This is a genomic window from Reyranella sp. (assembly GCF_004296935.1).
In the GTDB taxonomy this organism is placed as follows: Bacteria; Pseudomonadota; Alphaproteobacteria; order Reyranellales; family Reyranellaceae; genus Reyranella.
In genome coordinates this window covers 37,849-55,848 of sequence record NZ_SCVH01000071.1, presented here as the reverse complement: position 1 = coordinate 55,848, position 18,000 = coordinate 37,849, and the positions used below count along the sequence as shown (strand labels likewise).

Here is an 18,000-nt window from a genome sequence, read left to right as displayed (position 1 = left end):
AGAAGGCGAGGGCGCCGGCATGAACGCCAGAAGCACCTCCGCACTCCTCTACCTCAGCGGCGTGACCGTCTCGTTTGACGGTTTCAAGGCGCTGAACAACCTCTCGCTGCTGGTCGAGCCGGGCGAGATGCGCGCCATCATCGGTCCTAATGGCGCCGGCAAGACCACCATGATGGACGTCGTCACCGGCAAGACGCGACCCGACTCGGGCGAGGTCGTGTTCGACGGCAAGGCCGACCTCACCAAGCTCGACGAGGCCAGTATTGCCACGCTCGGCATCGGCCGGAAGTTCCAGAAGCCCACGGTGTTCGAGAACCACACCGTGCGCGACAATCTCCTGCTGGCACTGGCGGGCTTGCGGAAGTGGCATAGCCTCCTGCTGGCCGCGCCCACCAAGGCCGAGAACGACCGGCTGGCCGAGATCCTCGCCATCATCCGCATGGAAGAACAGCAGCACATGCTGGGCGCGCGCCTGTCGCATGGCCAGAAGCAGTGGCTGGAGATCGGCATGCTGCTCGCCCAGGACCCCAAGCTGCTGCTGGTCGACGAACCGGTCGCCGGCATGACCGACGTCGAGACCGAGACCACGGCGCAGGTGCTGAAGGAGATCAATCGCACTCACTCGGTCGTGGTGGTCGAGCACGACATGAGCTTCGTGCGGGCCTTGGGCGTCAAGGTGACGGTACTGCACGAAGGCTCGATGCTGGCCGAGGGCACGCTCGATCAGGTGAGCGCCGATCAGCGCGTCGTCGAAGTGTATCTGGGACGATAGAGATGCTCGAAGTCCAGGACGTCAATCTTTACTACGGCGCGGCCCAGGCCCTGCGCGGCGTGTCCCTGTCGGCGGCGATCGGCAAGGTGACCTGCCTGCTGGGCCGCAACGGCGTCGGCAAGACCAGCCTGCTGCGTGCCATCGTCGGCCTGCGGCCGATCGCCTCGGGCTCGATCGCCTTCGACGGCCAGGAAGTCTCCAGGCTGCCGCCCTACGAGCGGGCGCGGCGCGGCGTGGCCCTGGTGCCGCAGGGCCGTGAAATCTTCCCGCTGCTGACGGTGAAGGAGAACCTCGAGACCGGCTTTGCACCCGTCGGCCGCGACCAGCGCAAGATCCCCGACGAGGTGTTCGAGCTCTTCCCGGTGCTCGATTCGATGCTGAAGCGCCGCGGCGGCGATCTCTCGGGTGGCCAGCAGCAGCAGCTCGCCATCGGGCGCGCTCTCACCATGCGGCCCAAGCTGCTGGTGCTCGACGAGCCCACCGAAGGCATTCAGCCCTCGGTGATCAAGGACATCGGTCGCGCCATCACCTTTCTGCGCCAGAGGGGTGACATGGCGATCCTGCTGGTCGAGCAGTATCTCGATTTCGCGCATGAACTGGCCGACGATTTCGCGGTCATGGACCGCGGCGAGGTCGTGATGTCCGGCACCCGCGAGACGTTCGACGCCGATGCCGTCCGCCGTCACATGACGGTCTAGACCGGAACCTGGGCCCCACGCACCAGCCGGCCTGGCCGTTCGCCCGTCAGTTCATCGTTCTGCACCGTCTCGACACCCGACACGAAGGTGTGACGATAGCCTGATGCACGCTGGATCAGACGGCGACCGCCGGTCGGCAGGTCGTAGACAACCTCGGGGCGCTTGAGCTGCAGCGCCTCGAAATCGATCACGTTGATGTCGGCCTTGTGGCCCGGCTCCAGCAGGCCGCGATCGGCGAGGCCGTAGGACAGCGCCGTGCCGCGCGTCTGCTTGGCGATCAGGAATTCGAGCCCAAGCTTCGGTCCGCGCGTGCGGTCACGGCCCCACAGGGTCAGCAGCGAGGTGGGCGAGGAGGCATCGCAGATCACGCCGACATGGGCGCCGCCATCGGCGACGCCCAGCACGGTGGCGGGATCGGTGATCATCTCGCGCACCACGTCGAGGCTGCCGGCTGCATAGTTCTCGAACGGCAGCATCAGCAGGCCCTTGCCACCCTGTGCGAGGATCGCGTCGAGGGCGACTTCCTGCGGTGTGCGGCCGGACCGTTCGGCAATGGCGGCGACCGAGTGGGTGAGGTCGGGCTCGTAGTCCGGACGGTCGGCGATGGGAAACATCTTGTGGAAGGCCTCGCCCATGTAGGCCGGTGCACCGCCGACGCGCGGGGCGAGCAGGCGCTGGCGCAGATCGGTATCCGTCGACAGACGTTGGTAACGCACTGCAGGCGCCAGGTCGCGCAGCTCGCGCCACACCGGATGGGCGGCGAAAGGATGGACGGTGGTTTCCAGCCCCATGATCACGCCGATCGGCCGGCTGCCGACCTGCGCATTGGCCTCGTGTCCTGCCGCGCGCATGCGGTGGATGTTGCCCAAGGTCTCGCGCCAGAGATCGGGCTGGGCATCGACTTGGACCAGCAGGCAGGAAAGCGGGCGGCCGGCTAGCGTTGCCGCCGCTTCCAGCGCCTCGAACTCGCCAGGGCCGAAGTCGGAGTTGACCTCGATCACGCCGCGGCCGGCGCGTCTGATGCCTTGCGCGATGCCCAAAAGCTCGGCCTCGCGGGCCGAAAGCGACGGTGTGAAGCGTCCGTCGCGGGCCTTGTGCTTGGTGGTGCGCGAAGTCGTGAAGCCCATGGCGCCGGCGCGCAATGCCTCCTCGGTGAGCCGCGCCATCTCCTCGATCTCGCGCCCGGTCGGCACTTCGGCGTGCTCGGCGCCGCGATCGCCCATGACGTAGAAGCGCAGCGCGCCGTGTGGCAGTTGGGCGGCGACGTCGACCGCGCGGTCCATCGAGGCCAACGCGTCGAGATAGTCGGGGAAGGACTCCCAATTGAACTTCACGCCCTCGCTCAACACGGTGCCGGGGATATCTTCGACGCCTTCCATCAGGTTGATCAGGTAGCCCGAGGCGCCCGGCCGCACCGGGGCAAAGCCGACGCCACAATTGCCGAACACCGTCGTTGTCACGCCGTGCCAAGAGGAAGGCGTGACGAACGGGTCCCAAGTCGCCTGCCCGTCATAGTGCGTATGGATGTCGACGAATCCCGGCGTCACGAGCAGGCCCGACGCATCGACCTCGCGTCTGGCGGCGCCGAGTCTGGCGCCGACCGCGGCGATCTTTCCATCTTGCACTGCGACATCGGCGACCAGGCGTGGGGCGCCCGAGCCATTGATCACGGTTCCGTTTCGGATGACGAGGTCAAACATGGCGGAAGGATAGGCCCGGGGAGGTGGTCCGGTCTATGTTCGGCCGTTCCGCCTGGAAAGTTCAGAGAGGGAGTTGAGTTTGTCCAAGCCGCTGCTGTTCACGCCCTTCAAGATGCGCGGCGTCGTTGCTTCCAACCGTGCCGTCGTCTCTCCCATGGTCCAGTACCGGTCCACGGACGGCATGGTGAATGACTTTCATCTCGTCCATCTCGGCAAGTTCGCGCTGGGCAAGTTCGGCATCGTCTTCACGGAGAACTGCGCCATCGAACCTCGCGGGCGGGTGACAGAGGGCGATCTCGGCCTGTGGGACGACAGCCAGATCGAGAGCCATAAGCGTCTGACGCGATTCCTGAAGCAGGAAGGGTCTCTGGCGGCGACGCAGATCACCCATTCCGGCCGTAAGGGCAGCACGCCACGCTCGTTCGACAAGCCGGGCGAGCTTGGCCCCAAGGAAGCGGGCTGGCAGCGCTGGCAGGTCGTTGGTCCGACAGAACTTTCCGCCGGCGAGCCCTATTCGCCGGCACCCAGGCAGCTCACGGCGGCAGAGATCGGGGAGATCGTGAAGAAGTTCGGTGCGGCCGCGCGCCGCGCCGACGCTGCGGGCTATGACGTGATCGAAATCCACGGTGCGCACGGTTACCTGTTGGCGCAGTTCCTCTCGCCGATCAGCAACACCCGCAATGACCAGTATGGCGGGGACCGCGCCGGCCGCATGCGCTTCCCCTTGTCCGCGGCCAAGGCCGTGCGCACCAACTGGCCCGAGCACAAGCCCATGTTCATCCGCGTCTCGGCCGTCGATGGCGCGGGCGGCTGGGACGTCGAGGACACGATCGCCTACGCCAAGGAGCTGAAGGCGATCGGCATCGACGTGGTCGACACCTCCTCGGGGGGCCTCACCGGCCTTTCGACGGCGCTGCCGGTGAAACGGTCGCTGGGTTTCCAGGTGCCCTTCGCGGCGGCGGTGAAGCGAGGGGCGGAGATCCCGACCATGGCGGTCGGCTTGATCCTCGACGGGCCGCAGGCCGAGGCGATCCTGCAGGCGGGCGACGCCGATCTGATCGCCATTGGCCGCCAGGCACTTTACGACCCGTTCTGGACGCTGCACGCCGCGCAGGAGCTGGGTTGCGACAGCGACTTCGATATGTGGACGCCGGAATACGGCTGGTGGCTCGAGAAGCGAAAGAACAATCTTCCCAAATAGGCAAGACGCAAAATAAGCAAGACAAGGAAACGCACATGACTGGCATTCTCGCCGGCCTTCGCATCGTCGAAGGCTCGGCTTTCATTGCGGCCCCTCTGGGCGGCATGACGCTCGCCCAACTGGGCGCCGACGTGATCCGCTTCGACGACATCAAGGGCGGTCTCGACAACGACCGCTGGCCGATCACCAAGGATGGCCGCTCGATCTATTGGGCCGGCCTCAACAAGGGCAAGCGCTCGATCGCCGTCGATCTGCGCAACCCGCGAGGCCGCGAACTGTTGACGGCGCTCATCACTGCACCGGGTGAGGGCGCCGGCATCTTCACCACCAACATGCCGGCGCGCGGCTGGCTCGCCTACGAGGAGCTGGCGAAGAAGCGCGCCGACCTGATCGCCCTCAACATCGTGGGCGATCGGCACGGTACGGCGAATGTCGACTATACGATCAACGCCATTACGGGCTTCCCCATGGTGACCGGCCCTGTCGGCCACCAAGGCCCCGTGAATGCCGTGGCGCCGCCGTGGGATCTCGCCACCGCCTATGCCGGCGCCATGGCGATCCTGGCGGCCGAGCGGCATCGCCGCATGACGGGGCAGGGCCAGCGCATTGTGCTGCCGCTGCAGGACATGGCGCTCTCCGTCACATCGGCGCTGGGCTATCTGGGCGAGGCCGTGGTCAACGACGTCGACCGGCCGCGCTACGGCAACGAGATTTTCGGCACCTTCGGCCGCGACTTCAAAACGAAGGACGCCCGCTTCATCATGATCTGCATCTTCTCCGACCGCCATGTCGATGCCTTGGCAGTGGCGGGCGGCTTTGCGGCGGCGTTCAGGAAGATCGAGACCGAGAGCGGTGTCGACCTCAAGACCGACGCCGGCCGCTGGACGGCGCGAGCCGAGCTCTGCGCCGTGATCGAACCCTGGGTGGCCGCGCACACCGCGGCCGATGTGGGTGCGGCGCTCAAGAAGGCCGGTGCGCTGTGGGCGCCCTACCAGACGTTCCGTGAGCTGGCGGCCGACAAGGAAGCCGTGCGCGACAACCCGATGTTCACGGTGCTCGACCAGCCCGGCATCGGACGCTATCCGGTGGCCGCCACACCGCTGCAGTTCGGCGCCCTGCCGCGCGAGGCGCCCAGGGTCGCGCCCAAGCTCGGCCAGCATACGGACGAGATTCTTTCCGCTATCCTCGGCCTGCCGGATCACGAGATCGCCCGGCTGCATGACGAGAAGGTCGTGGGTGGACCCAGATAAAGTTCTCATCGCCGGCGGCGGCATCGGCGGCCTGGCGGCCGCCCTGGCGTTGGCCCAGAAGGGCATCGCCTCGCTGGTGCTGGAGAAGGCTTCCAAGCTCGGCGAGATTGGCGCCGGCATCCAGCTCGGGCCCAACGCCTTCCACTGCTTCGATCGCCTGGGCGTCGGCGAGGCGGCACGCGGCATGGCGGTCTATATCGACAGCCTCAGGCTGATGGATGCCATCGCCGACGGTGAGATCACCCATATCGACCTCGGCGACAAATTCCGTGCCCGCTTTGGCAATCCCTACGCCGTCGTCCATCGCGGCGACTTGCACGGCGTGCTGCTGAAGGCCTGTCAGGACCATTCCCTGATCGACCTCAGGACGCAGGCCCAGGTCGACGGCTATGACCAGGATGGAAGCAGCGTCACGGCCATGCTGGGCAACGGCGATACGGTGAAAGGACGCGCCCTGATCGGCGCCGACGGCCTGTGGTCCAACGTCCGCGGCCAGGTCGCGGGCGACGGCGCGCCGCGCGTCTCGGGCCACACCACCTATCGCTCGGTGATCCCGCTCGAGCAGATGCCGGAGGACTTGCGCTGGAACGCCGCCACTTTGTGGGCCGGCCCCAAGTGCCACATCGTCCACTACCCGCTGTCGGGCTGGAAGGTTTTCAACCTCGTCGTCACCTACCACAATCACGCGCCCGAGCCGGTCGCCGGCAAGCCGGTGCCCGTCGAGGAGGTGCGGAGGGGCTTTACCCACGTCTGCGAGCGGGCGCAGAACATCATCCGCCACGGCAAGGACTGGCACATGTGGGTGCTGTGTGACCGCGATCCCATCGACCAGTGGGTCGACGGCCGCGTGGCGCTGCTGGGCGATGCCGCGCATCCCATGATGCAGTACATGGCGCAGGGCGCCTGCATGGCGATGGAGGATGCGGTCTGTCTGGCAGACTCGCTGTCCCGTTACGATTCCCTCGAGGCTGGCCTTGCCACCTACAAGACCCGCCGCGTGCTGCGCACCGCGCGGGTGCAGCTGATGTCACGCGCCATGGGCGATCACGTCTATCATCCCGACGGCCCGCACGCCGCGCTGCGCAATGTGCTCATGAACGCCAAGAGCCAGGATCAGTGGCTCGATACGCTCGAATGGCTCTACGGCGGCAACGGGCTCGACTGAACGACATGCCGCCTGCCGCCAACCGGCCCCGTGCCGTCGCCATCGAACTCAATGCGGTGCTGGTCGCGTTGATTGGCGACGAGCCGCAGGTGCTGACCCTCGAGAACGGCGCGCTGCTGCCATCGGGGCCGTTCGAGGGCGATCATCCGACCCTGCAGACCGGGTTGCGGGCCTGGGTCGAGCGCCAGACCCATCATCCGCTGGGCTATGTCGAGCAGCTCTACACCTTCGCCGACCGCTCGCGGGCCGCGGCCACCCTGGGCAGGCGCATCGTGTCGATCTCCTATCTCGGTCTCACGCGAGAACGCGCGGCGGCGGGCGAGCATGAGCCCGGCTGGCAGAGCTGGTACCGCTACTTCCCGTGGGAGGACTGGCGCGGCGGCACGCCGGCCGTGTTGTCTCGGCAGCTCCTGCCGCGGCTGCGCCGCTGGATCGACGCGGCCGCGAACGCGATGACCAAGCGCGAGCGCCGGCAACGGGTCGAGGTCAATTTTGCCGACGCGACTTGGAACGAGGACCTGGTGCTGCAGCGCTACGAGCTGCTTTACGAGGCAGGCCTCGTGCCGGAAGCCGCCGCGCGTCGGCCGATCGCCGATCCCTTGCCGGGCGCGCCGATGCACTACGACCACCGCCGCATCCTGGCCACCGGCATCGCGAGGCTCCGGGCCAAGATCAAGTACCGGCCCGTGGTGTTCGAGTTGATGCCGCCCGATTTCACCCTGGGCCAGCTCCAGCTTGCCGTCGAAGCGCTGGCCGGGCGGCCGCTGCACAAGCAGAACTTCCGCCGGCTGATCGACCAGCAGGGCCTGGTCGAGGAGACCGGCGCCGTCTCGGCTGAAACCGGTGGCCGGCCGGCCAGGCTCTACCGCTTCCGCCGCGAGATCGTGATCGAGCGCGCCGTCGCCGGCAGCAAGCTGCCGCTCTCCCGATCTTCCTGAGGGCTATTTCGGGCTGACGCGCTTCCAGTCGGCGGCGACGAAGCCCTGGGCGTCGAGCCGGGTTTCCTTGGCGATCGCGGGCTCAGACCCGCGGCAGATCCAGTCATAGGCCAGCATGCGTTCCGTGCCCATCACGACTCGCGGGATGACCGGTGAGTTGGAGTTGCTGCGGCAGAAGTCGCGCATGCCGGGTGTGGGCGTGCGGTCGGTGTTGGCCTTCAGGCACGACGGACTCTGGGCGTTCTGGCAGACCAGCACATTGCCGCTTACGCAGCGCCAGGAGATACCGTAGATCGCCCGCGGGTATTGCGGATTGACGAACGGCGCCACCATCCACTCCGGAGTCTTGTCCGGGGTGAACTGCCGGTCCGGCATGTCGACCGTGCCGGCCGTCCGGCAATAGGCCTGGGGATCGGTGACGGTGGGTGTCTGGGCCCCTGCGCCCGTTCCGGTGGTGAGCGCCACGAAACCGGCGACGATCGTGAAGAGGCTACGCATGCCGCCCTTCTAGGCGACGGCCGGCCGCTTGTCGAAATCGGGAATTCAGGGGCTTGACGCGATTTATGCTCGTTCATAGCATAAGACTATAAATGCTCATAGTGAGCATAATAGGTGCCCCATGAACGCTTTCCTCCAGACCGCCCAGCTCTACGACAAGGTGAGGTCGGTGATCCTGCCGGCCGAATGGTCCGAGTTCGCGCCCGACGTCGACGCCATCCTGGCGCTGAAGCGCGAGAAGAACGCCGTCATCCTGGCGCACAACTATCAAACGCCGGAGATCTTCCACGGCGTCGCCGACATCGTGGGCGACAGCCTGGCGCTCGCACGCGAGGCGATGAAGACCGATGCCGAGGTGATCGTGCTGGCGGGCGTCCATTTCATGGCCGAGACCGCCAAGCTTCTGAATCCTTCGCGCACCGTGCTCATTCCGGACCTCCGGGCCGGCTGCTCGCTGGCTGAATCCATCATCGCCCAGGATGTGCGCCTGCTGCGCCAGCGCTGGCCGGGCGTACCCATCGTCACCTACGTCAACACCTCGGCGGCGGTGAAGGCCGAGAGCGACATCTGCTGCACCTCGGGCAATGCCAAAAAGATCGTCGAGAGCCTGGGCGTGCCCAAGGTCATCATGCTGCCCGACGAATATCTGGCGCAGAACATCGCGCGCGAAACCGACGTCGAGGTCATCACCTGGGCCGGCCACTGCGAGGTCCACGAGCGCTTCTCTGCCGCCGATGTGCGCCAGGTGCGCGCCGGCCATCCCGGTGTCGTGGTGCTGGCCCATCCCGAATGCCCGCCCGAGGTCGTTGCCGAGGCCGACTTTGCGGGCTCCACGGCGGCGATGGCCGACTATGTCGAGCGCGAGCGGCCGGGCCGCGTCGTTCTGATGACCGAATGCTCGATGAGCGACAACATCGCGGCCCTTCATCCCGAGATCGAGTTCGTGCGGCCCTGCAACCTCTGCCCACACATGAAACGCATCACCCTGCCCAAAATCCGCCGTGCGCTCGAAACCATGAGCCACGAGGTGACGATCGATCCCGCTGTCGCCGAACCTGCCCGCCGCGCCGTCGAACGCATGCTGGCCGTCCACTGAGGAGAGCATCATGAACTTGTCCCCGCTGCCCCTCCTGATGCTCGAGCCGCAGGTGCGCGCCGCCCTCCTGGAAGATCTCGGCCGCGCCGGCGACCTCACCACCGACGCCATTGTGCCGGCCGCAGCCTGGGCCGAGACGGCGCTGGTCGCGCGCCAGCCCGGCGTCGTGGCTGGCCTCGATGCCGCGGCACTCGCCTTCCGCCTGGTCGATCCAGCGATCGAAATCGCGATCGAGCGGCCCGACGGTTCCCGGCTGGTGCCGGGCGACCGCATTGCCATCATCGCCGGCCCCGCCCGCGGCATGCTGACGGCCGAGCGCGTGGCGCTCAATTTCCTCGGACACCTGAGCGGTGTCGCCACCGCGACGGCGACGCTGGTCGAGGCCGTGCAGGGCCACAAGGCCCGCATCTGCTGCACGCGCAAGACCCTGCCCGGCCTGCGCGCGCTGCAGAAATATGCCGTGCGGGCCGGCGGCGGCGTCAACCACCGCTTCGGTTTGGACGATGCCGTGCTGATCAAGGACAACCACATCGCCGCGGCCGGTGGCGTGGCGGCGTCCATCCGTGCCGCCCGTGCCGGCGTCGGCCATCTGGTGAAGATCGAGGTCGAGGTCGATTCGCTCGATCAGCTCGACGAGGCGCTGCGCGAGGGACCGGACGCCGTGCTGCTCGACAACATGGGCCCCGATATGCTGGCCGAGGCGGTGCGCCGCATCGCCGGGCGTGCCATCGCCGAGGCCTCCGGCCGAATCACTCCGGCCACGGCGCCGGCCATCGCCGCCGCCGGCGTCGATCTCATCTCGGCGGGTTGGCTGACGCACAGCGCCCAGGTGCTCGACATCGGTCTCGACTGGCGGCGCCTCAGATGGGACCGCAGCCGCGAAGCCCGTCCCACGGCGGCTTGAGCCAGGTCAAGGCGCCGGGACGTGGCGCCGGTCTACTTACCCTGTGCAGCACTCCGGGGCGGAGGCCATGACGAGACTCCTGGTTCTGATCGTTGCCATCCTGGCGCTCGCCGGCTGCAAGTCGGTGCCGGGCGAGGACGGCCGCTATGCCACGCCGTCGCGCGGCGGCTGGGACAATTTCCGCGGCTGAGGCGGCGCGGGACGAGAAACAGTCTTTCAGGAGGCGCCGGACCGCAGGGCAGCTGTGCGCTTCTCGTCGATGGCCCGGCCATCGGCGGCAATCGCCACGCGATAGTCGCGCTCGGCGCCGGCCGCGCTCACCACGCCGTCGCGCACGTCGCGCAGCACGCGTGCGGGATCGCGAGTCGCGGGATCGCCATAGCCGCCGCCGCCCGGTGACAGCGCGCGATAGCTGCCGGCGCCATGGCGCTCGACGCCGTACTTCGGCGCCTGGATGTGCTGGCCGTCGGCGAGCGTCAGGATCACCTCGCCGCCCGAGCCGGCGCGGCCGCCGGCGACGCCGAAGCTCGACGGCGCGCCCACGCCTTCGCCGCGGAAGGCATAGTCGGCCGGCGTAAAGATCTCGACCTCGTAGTCGCAGCCCGCGCCGCCACGGAAACGGCCGGGGCCGGCGGTGTCGCAGCGCAGCTCCTGCCGCTTGAAGCGCACGGGATAGAGCTGCTCGTAGGTTTCGAGGTTGGGCAGGGTGAGGCCGCCCAGGGTGATGAGATGGCCGATCAGGTGAAAGCCGTCGCGGCCTTCGACACCGCCGCCCGCGGGCGCGCCGGCCCATTGATACATCACGTAGCGCCCGCCATCCGGACGCAGCCCGGCGGTCACGGCATGCACCGCCTTCGACCAGCCGGCCGAGGCGCGCTCCGGCAGCGCCTGGGCGAGCGCCTTCCACATCGCGTGGATGATCTCGTGCGCCACGAACACCGTGTTCATGGTCATCGGCGCCGGCGGCCGCGCATTCACCAGCGTGCCCTCGGGCAAACGAATCTCGACGCTGCGGAAAGCGCCTTCGTTCTTGGGCAGGTCGGGTTCGAAGAACGAGGCGAGCGACATGAACACCGCCGAGGTCGAGTTGGCGATCGAACTGTTCTTGAAGCCACGGATCTGCGGGCTCGTGCCCGCGAAGTCGACGATCATGCGCTGGTCCTTGACCGTCAGCGTGACCACGATGCGGCCGTCGATCGGCTCGAAGCAGTCGTTGTCGACCGGCTCCTCGGCCCGCCAGACGCCTGGGGCCAGGCGATCGATGCAGGTGCGGAAACGGCGGTCGGCGTGGTCGAGCACGCCCTCGAAGAAGTCGTCGGCGCGCTCGCCGCCCAGCTCCTCGACCAGTAGCGCCAGCCGTTCGGCGCCGATGCGGGTCGAGCCGATCATGGCGCGCAGGTCGCCATCCAGCGCCTCGGGCAGGCGGGTGTTGAGCAGCAGCAGGCGCCACAGGTCGTCGCGTACCTTGCCGCCCTCGATCAGCTTCAGCACCGGCAGGCGAATGCCTTCGTGGAAAATTTCCGTTGCCGCCGAATTATAAGTGCCAGCCGCCCCGCCGCCGATATCGGCCTGGTGGGCGCGGTTGCAGGTGAAGGCCACCAGCCTGCCTTTCACGAACACCGGTCGCGCGATCACCCAGTCCGGCAGGTGGTTGCCGCCGGCGGTGTAGGGATCGTTCAGCAGGAACACATCCTCGGGCTCTATGGAATCCTTGAAGTCGCGCAGGATGGCGCGCACGGCGAAGCCGCCGCCGCCGGTATGGATCGGGATGCCGTCGGCCTGGCTGATCAGCGTGCCGCGCGCATCGGCGATGAAGCAGGAGAAGTCGTGGCTCTGGCTGAAGATCGGCGAGCGCGCCGTGCGCGTCATCACCCAGCCCATCTGGTGCGAGATATGGTCGAGCCGGTTCTGCACCAGCGCCAGGGTGACGGGATCAAGGGTCATCGCAGAAGCTCCATCAGCTTCCTCCCCATTCAAATGGGGAGGTGGCGCGGTAATCCGCGACGGAGGGGTCAGGGGCAACAGTCTCGGTGCGGCTCATGACCCCTCCGCCCGCGAAGACGCGGGCACCTCCCCATCTGAATGGGGAGGTGGCGCTGTACCAACATGAACCAGGAAATCGTCGCGCGAATCGACTTCGAGCACGTCGGCCGGGCCGACGAAGGCGGTCATGGTGCGCTCCTCGACCAGCAGCGGACCTTTTAGCCGGCAGCCGGGCGCGAGGTCGGCGCCGTCGTAGATCGGCACATCGCGCCAGCCGTTTGCGGGATCGATCCAGACCTTGCGGGTTTCGCGTGGCCTGGGCATGCCCGCTTGCGGCGGACGCGCGGCCGGCGGCGTCCAGTCGAGCCGGCCGCGACCCACGACCCTGAGCGCCGTGATGTCGATGCGGCCGCCGGGCTGGATATGGCCGAACAGCCGCTGGTGCTCGGCCTCGAAGGCTTTTCGCGCGGCGGCCGCGTCGAACACGCCGCCGATGCTCACCCGCACCGGCCATTGCTGCCCGTCGTAGCGAAGATCCACCTCGCGCTCGATCACGACCGCGTCGGCGCCGAAACCGTCCTTGGCCAGCGCCGCGCGGGCCCGCGCCTCGATCTGGGCGAAGCCTGCCTCGAGCGAGGCGACCTCGGCCTTGTCGAGATCGGCCAGGAACACCTGCAGGTAATCCTGCCGCACGTCCGACTGCAGCATGCCGAGCGCACAGAAGGCGCCGGCGGCGCGCGGCAGCAGGGCGCGGCGGCAGCCCAGCGCGCGGGCGACGGCAGTGCCGTGCATCGGCCCGGCGCCACCGGCCGCCACCAGGGTGAAGGTCGCGGGATTGTGGCCGCGCTCGATGCTGAGCCGCTCCACCGCATGCAGCAGGTTCTGCTCCAGGAGCCGAATGACGCCGGCCGCCGCCTCTTCGACCGAGAGGCCGAGCGGCTTGGCCAGTTTCGTCTCCACCGCCTTGCGCGCCAATGCGCCATCGAGCGTGACCGCGCCGCCGGCCAATGGTCCGGGACGGAGCCGCCCCAGCACCAGTTGCGCGTCGGTGACGGTCGGGTTCTCGCCGCCCAGGCCATAGGCCGCGGGACCGGGCCGGGCGCCCGCGCCCTGCGGGCCGACATGCAGCAGCCCCGCGTCGTCGACCCAGGCGACCGTGCCGCCACCCGCGCCCACGGTGTGGATCTCGACCGAGGGCGTCGTGAGGTGATAGCCGTCGATGGTGAGCGCGTCCGTCACCGGCACCTCGCCGCCCGCCATCACCATGACGTCGCAACTGGTGCCGCCGATCTCCATCGAGATCAGGTTGGCCTTCTCTCCGGGCGCCGCGCAGCCTTTCAGCGCGCCGACGCCGGCCGCCGGGCCCGAGAGCACCAGCATCACCGGCCGCGCCGCCACCTGATCCACCGAGACGGCGCCGCCGTTGCTTTGCAGCAGCAGCAGCGAGCGCGGCAGGCCGAACTGGCGCAGCTGCTCGTCCAGCGCCTGGAGATAGCTCGTCACCTTGGGCGCCACATAGGCGTTGACCACGGCGGTCGAGCCGCGCTCGTACTCGCCCATGGTCGGCATGACGTCGCTCGACAGCGACACCCACTTGCCGTTCCAGCTCTTGGCCAGTTGCGCGCCGACGCTGCGCTCGTGCGCGCCGTCGAGGAAGGAATTGAACAGGCAGACCGCGACCGACTCGACGCCTTCGGCCGTAAAGACCTTGGCCGCCGCGTCCACGTCGTCGGGGTTGAGCGCCGCCAGCTCCCGGCCGTCGGCGCCGATCCGGCCGCGCACCGGCAGGCGCAGATAGCGTGGCACCAGCACCTCGGGGAAGGGCGCGCGATGGTCCCACTGGTTGTCACGGATGCCGCGGCGGATTTCGAGCGAATCGCGAAAACCCCCGGTCGTCAGCATCCCGACCCGGGCGCCCTTCTTTTCCAGGATGGTGTTGGTGGCCACTGTCGAGCCGTGCACGAACAGCGCGCAGTCGCGCAGCAGGGCGCTCAGCGGCAGGTCGAGCTGTTGCGCCGCCAGCCGCAGCACCCCCAGCACGCCTTCGCTGGGATCGGCCGGTACCGACGGCGCCTTGAAGATGCGCACGGCGCCCGCGGAGTCGCGCAGCACCATGTCGGTGAAGGTGCCGCCGACATCGACGCCGATGCGCCACGGCGCGGTGAGGGGAGAGGCCGCGGTCACTTGGGAAGCGACCCCAGGACTTCGTCCGTATGCTCGCCCAGCGTCGGGGCGGAGCGCGGCGAGTGCGGTCGCACATGGTCGAAGGCGATCGGCAGGCCGACCACCTTGGGCCCACCGGGCAGTTGCTGCACCAGCTTCGAGGCCGCCATCTGCTCGGTTTCCGCCAGCTCGCCGATGTCGTTCACCGCGGCGCAGGGCACGCCCGCCGTTTCCATCGCCTCCAGCCAATGCGCGCGGGGCTTCAGCTTCAGCGCCGCGGCGATCATCGGCAACAGCTCCACCTTGTGGGCGACGCGTTGCGCGCTCCTGGCGTACTTGGGATCGGTCGCCCACTCGGGCCGCCCCAGCACCGTGGCGCAGCGCGCCCACAGCCGGTCGTTGCCGGGCGCGAGGCAGATCGGATGATCCGCCGTGTCGAAGGTCTGGTAGGGCACGATCACCGGGCTGCCGGTGCCGTGCCGCTTGGAGACGGAACCGTTGTAGAGATAGGAGTTCACCTGGCCCTCGACCCAGTGCACCGCCGAGTCGAACAGCGAGGTGTCGACCAGGCAGCCCTTGCCCGTCTTGTCGCGCAGCCGGAGGGCCGCCAAAGCCCCAATCGTGCAGAACATGCCGGTCGCCTTGTCGTTGATCGAGGCGCCACAGAAAGTCGGCGGATCCTCCGGCCGGCCGGTCACGCTCATCATGCCGCCATAGGCCTGCAGCAGCGGATCGAAGGCGGGCTTCATGCGCAGCGGCCCCTGGTAGCCGAAGGCCCAGATCGAGCAGTAGATGAGGCGCGGGTGGCGGGCGAGCATCGACTCCGGCCCGATGCCGACCTCGTCGACGACGCCGGGCCGCAGGTTCTGGATCAGGATATCCGCCGTCTCGCAAAGCTTGTGGAGCTTGTCGACATCGGCCGCCAGCTTGAGGTCGAGCACGACCGAGCGCTTGTTGCGGTTCTGCGAATAGAAATAGAGCGAGGTCTCGCCGTCGGGTCCGAACGGAGGCCCCCAGAGGCGGGCATCGTCGCCGCCGTCGGGCTTCTCGATCTTGATCACGTCGGCGCCCATGTCGGCCAGCAGCACGCCGGCCAGCGGCCCGGCCAGCGCCTGGCCCACCTCGATGACGCGAACTCCTTCCAGCGGCAGTGTCACGACGACCCTCTCTCTCGACTTCCCGGCACGCCTTTGATGGCAGCGGGCATCCTAGCCGCCGCTGCCCGGACGCGGCTACGTGCGGGCGCTCGCGAAGCGGAACGCCGCTGCTCGACGAAGGCCTTCTCGACGACAAATCCGCCTTCCATCCGCATTGCATTTCCCCATCGCCGAACTACGCTCACAGGTAGCGGAGGATAGCCATGGCTACATGTCCAGATTGTAGGGGTAGTGGCAGAACTGGAGAGTGCGAACGTTGTGATGGTTCTGGCACGGAATATGTTGCGCTCTTGCTGGCATTTCACTGCCGTACTTGTAAAGGCGACGGCAAGGAAGATTGTCCCAGGTGCGACGGTAGCGGTGAAGTTTAAGGTTTAGCGTCTCGTGAAGGTCTTGTTGTTGTCGTACTTGAAGTCGTCGACAGGGATAGTGCGCTCGCGCTGCAGGCCATTGTTCAAGTTGTCCATAGACGGTGCCCTCGCCGTGCGTCACGCGGAGTAGATCACGATGCTCGCGGCCGGCGGTCAGGGAACGCCGCGACGGCCGCTGATCCGGTCGATGCGGACACGGAAATACAGGAACTCCAGCGGGCGCTCCTTGCCGTCGATGATCGTCTTCACGTAGCCCGCTCCCACCAGACCGGGCGCCGTTGCAGGAGCGCGTGCACGTGCCGCCGGTCGGCGTCGTGCCGGGGCGTGTCCGGCAGCTCTTCGTACCGCCCCTGAACGATCACGGTCTCCCACTTCTCCACGTTGACCAGTTCGTCCGCTTCCACGCAGACCCGGGGATTGGTACGCATCCAGACGATCTTTTCGCTCAGTGTCGAAAAGCTGTAGAGGCAGTCCGCGTCGTAGGCGAACGACATCGGGACGATATGGGGTTGACCGTCCCGGACATGGGCCAGCCGGGTCATTGTCTCGATCGACCTGGCGGTGACCTTCAGGGACGAGGGAGCGGGACCTGGCCGAGCGCGTCGAGGGCGCCGAGCAGCCAGAGGATGACCAGCACCAGGAGGAAGAGGCCGAAGGCGGCCCCCAGCCCGTGCACGCCATGGAAATTGTAGCCGTACCAGCTGCCGCCGCCGAGCAGCACGATCAGCAGGAGGACGATGAGAACCATGACCATGGCGCACCTCTGTTCGCTGCCGCTCCGGCCCGCTCGCGGACACGGCAACAGACCATGGCGGCGCCGCCGGCCTTTTGACCTGCATCAACGACGGGCGGCGGGATCGGCCTAGCGTTCGCTTTCCGCAGTCGCGCGGCGAAGACGCGCCGTTTCGCGGGGCCTCGAAGATGTCGTATCGCATTGCTGGCGTCCTTCTCGCGTGCAGCCTGATGGCGGCCTGTGCCATCGGCGAGGCTGGGCGCGTTCCGCCCTCGGCGACGACGGTCGAGGGCGCCTGTGCGGCGGGCGGGTTCGTTCCGGGAACGGACCCCTATACGGCGTGCGTGCAACGCATGACCGATACGCGGCGGCGAGGCCGGTTTGGCCCGGGCGCCGACGAGCCGCTCATCTCGCGGGACGCGCCGGCGGGCTAGGCCGGCAACGCCGCCGTAATCAGGATCTCGACCAGGTCGCCCTCGGGCATGACGGACTGCACGAACGAGCGCACCGGGCCCTCGCCGTCGGGCATCCACGCGGCCCACACGCGGTCGAAGGCGGGCTTCTGCTCATGGTCGGTCACCACCACGTCGGCGCGCAGGATGCGCGTGCGGTCGATGCCGGCCTTCCTGAGATGCGCGTCGAGCAGCGCCAGCGTCGCAGCCGTCTGGCCGGGCAGGTCGAGCGACTTGTCGGGCGAGGTCGCCACGGCATTGAGCAGACCGCCGCCGCCCGGAAAGCGGTAGATCGACACCGCCGACTTGGCAGGCAGGGCCTTGTTGGGAACGCGGGCGATGTCGGGGTGGGGCAAGCGATTACTCCAAGGTTGTCATCCTGAGCGAAGCGAAGGATCCTTCGCTCCGCTCAGGATGACAGACATTGCCCTCCAGCGCGAAAGCATCGCAGTTGCTATGGTAGGCAGGAGGAAGTGCCCGACCGTGGCGGAGGCAAGGAGTTCAAGGCGATGACCACGATACCCGATGTCTATATGGACCTGTTGCTGGAGAAGAAAGCCTTCGCCCACCTGGCGACGGTGATGCCCGATGGCTCGCCGCAGAACACGCCGGTGTGGTTCGACTTCGCGGACGGCAAGGTCCGGGTGAACTCGGCGCTCGGACGGACTAAGGTGCGCAACATGAAGCAGGGCGCGAAAGTGGCGCTCTCGATCATGGATCCGGACAATCCCGACCGCTACGTCCAGCTCCGCGGCACCGTGACCGGCGTGCGGCAGGACGATGTCGCCGCGAAGCATATCGACCAGCTCGCGTACAAGTACATGGGGCTCGACAAGAATCCCTATGCAAAGGCGGAAGATGTGCGCGTGATGTTCGAAATCTCGGTGTTCTCGGTGCAGGGGATGAGCTGATGATCGGA

18 protein-coding genes are annotated in these 18,000 nt (G+C 67.7%); 10 read left to right on the top strand and 8 right to left on the bottom strand.

Annotated elements, in window-relative coordinates; translation table 11 throughout:
* Positions 1 to 19: 19 nt before the first annotated feature.
* Entirely contained in the window at positions 20 to 772 is a 753-nt protein-coding gene (gene urtD, locus EPO55_RS09480) for an urea ABC transporter ATP-binding protein UrtD (RefSeq protein ID WP_296336433.1), read from the top strand.
* A gap of 2 nt (positions 773 to 774) precedes the next feature.
* On the top strand, positions 775 to 1,470 hold the full coding sequence (gene urtE, locus EPO55_RS09475; protein ID WP_296336430.1) for an urea ABC transporter ATP-binding subunit UrtE: 696 nt from the start codon (positions 775 to 777) through the stop codon (positions 1,468 to 1,470).
* Here urtE and EPO55_RS09470 read toward each other — a convergent pair.
* A complete protein-coding gene (locus tag EPO55_RS09470) occupies positions 1,467 to 3,140 on the bottom strand; it encodes an amidohydrolase family protein (RefSeq protein WP_296336429.1) in 1,674 nt (557 codons plus the stop codon). The two genes, urtE and EPO55_RS09470, sit on opposite strands and share 4 nt — an antisense overlap.
* A gap of 109 nt (positions 3,141 to 3,249) precedes the next feature.
* On the opposite strand from EPO55_RS09470, the gene EPO55_RS09465 reads away from it, so the two are divergent.
* Genes EPO55_RS09465 through EPO55_RS09450 form a run of 4 tightly spaced genes read left to right on the top strand, consistent with a single transcriptional unit; the run spans position 3,250 to position 7,724 of the window.
* Positions 3,250 to 4,371 (top strand): NADH:flavin oxidoreductase/NADH oxidase, encoded by a 1,122-nt coding sequence (locus EPO55_RS09465; RefSeq protein ID WP_296336428.1) that lies wholly within the window; start codon positions 3,250 to 3,252, stop codon positions 4,369 to 4,371.
* Between the two features lie 35 nt (positions 4,372 to 4,406).
* Complete coding sequence (locus EPO55_RS09460; RefSeq protein ID WP_296336426.1) at positions 4,407 to 5,621, top strand: CoA transferase; 1,215 nt, start codon at positions 4,407 to 4,409, stop codon at positions 5,619 to 5,621.
* Positions 5,608 to 6,786: a 3-hydroxybenzoate 6-monooxygenase gene (locus tag EPO55_RS09455; RefSeq protein WP_296336425.1), complete on the top strand. Its 1,179-nt coding sequence runs from the start codon at positions 5,608 to 5,610 to the stop codon at positions 6,784 to 6,786. The genes EPO55_RS09460 and EPO55_RS09455 overlap by 14 nt, the downstream gene beginning before the upstream one ends.
* 5 nt (positions 6,787 to 6,791) lie before the next feature.
* A complete protein-coding gene (locus EPO55_RS09450) occupies positions 6,792 to 7,724 on the top strand; it encodes a hypothetical protein (RefSeq protein WP_296336424.1) in 933 nt (310 codons plus the stop codon).
* Between the two features lie 3 nt (positions 7,725 to 7,727).
* Here the strand turns inward: EPO55_RS09450 and EPO55_RS09445 are convergent, their stop codons facing one another.
* Positions 7,728 to 8,222, bottom strand: coding sequence for a hypothetical protein (locus EPO55_RS09445; protein WP_296336423.1), 495 nt, complete (start codon positions 8,220 to 8,222; stop codon positions 7,728 to 7,730).
* 121 nt (positions 8,223 to 8,343) lie between these two features.
* Between EPO55_RS09445 and nadA the strand changes: the two genes are divergently transcribed.
* From nadA to EPO55_RS09430, 3 genes are all read left to right on the top strand, one after another.
* Entirely contained in the window at positions 8,344 to 9,318 is a 975-nt protein-coding gene (nadA, locus tag EPO55_RS09440; RefSeq protein WP_296336422.1) for a quinolinate synthase NadA, read from the top strand.
* Positions 9,319 to 9,328: 10 nt separating this feature from the next.
* Positions 9,329 to 10,222, top strand: a complete 894-nt coding sequence (nadC, locus tag EPO55_RS09435) for a carboxylating nicotinate-nucleotide diphosphorylase (RefSeq protein WP_296336421.1) — start codon at positions 9,329 to 9,331, stop codon at positions 10,220 to 10,222.
* Between the two features lie 67 nt (positions 10,223 to 10,289).
* Positions 10,290 to 10,412, top strand: coding sequence for a hypothetical protein (locus tag EPO55_RS09430; protein WP_296336420.1), 123 nt, complete (start codon positions 10,290 to 10,292; stop codon positions 10,410 to 10,412).
* 26 nt (positions 10,413 to 10,438) lie between these two features.
* Here EPO55_RS09430 and EPO55_RS09425 read toward each other — a convergent pair whose 3' ends face one another.
* The 6 genes from EPO55_RS09425 to EPO55_RS09400 all read right to left on the bottom strand — a co-directional run bounded on the left by EPO55_RS09425 (position 10,439) and on the right by EPO55_RS09400 (position 17,437).
* The gene (locus EPO55_RS09425) at positions 10,439 to 12,166 is read right to left on the bottom strand and encodes a hydantoinase B/oxoprolinase family protein (RefSeq protein WP_296336419.1); all 1,728 of its coding nucleotides are present in this window, start codon (positions 12,164 to 12,166) and stop codon (positions 10,439 to 10,441) included.
* 93 nt (positions 12,167 to 12,259) lie between these two features.
* Positions 12,260 to 14,389, bottom strand: a complete 2,130-nt coding sequence (locus tag EPO55_RS09420) for a hydantoinase/oxoprolinase family protein (RefSeq protein WP_296336418.1) — start codon at positions 14,387 to 14,389, stop codon at positions 12,260 to 12,262.
* Positions 14,386 to 15,525, bottom strand: coding sequence for a CoA transferase (locus EPO55_RS09415; protein ID WP_296336416.1), 1,140 nt, complete (start codon positions 15,523 to 15,525; stop codon positions 14,386 to 14,388). The genes EPO55_RS09420 and EPO55_RS09415 overlap by 4 nt, the downstream gene beginning before the upstream one ends.
* 616 nt (positions 15,526 to 16,141) lie before the next feature.
* Positions 16,142 to 16,438, bottom strand: coding sequence for a pyridoxamine 5'-phosphate oxidase family protein (locus EPO55_RS09410; RefSeq protein WP_296336415.1), 297 nt, complete (start codon positions 16,436 to 16,438; stop codon positions 16,142 to 16,144).
* A 26-nt stretch (positions 16,439 to 16,464) separates the two neighbouring features.
* Complete coding sequence (locus EPO55_RS09405) at positions 16,465 to 16,650, bottom strand: DUF3309 domain-containing protein (protein WP_296336414.1); 186 nt, start codon at positions 16,648 to 16,650, stop codon at positions 16,465 to 16,467.
* Positions 16,651 to 17,059: 409 nt separating this feature from the next.
* Positions 17,060 to 17,437, bottom strand: coding sequence for a Rid family hydrolase (locus EPO55_RS09400; protein ID WP_296336413.1), 378 nt, complete (start codon positions 17,435 to 17,437; stop codon positions 17,060 to 17,062).
* Between the two features lie 153 nt (positions 17,438 to 17,590).
* On the opposite strand from EPO55_RS09400, the gene EPO55_RS09395 reads away from it, so the two are divergent.
* Complete coding sequence (locus tag EPO55_RS09395) at positions 17,591 to 17,992, top strand: PPOX class F420-dependent oxidoreductase (protein ID WP_296336412.1); 402 nt, start codon at positions 17,591 to 17,593, stop codon at positions 17,990 to 17,992.
* Positions 17,993 to 18,000: the final 8 nt, after the last annotated feature.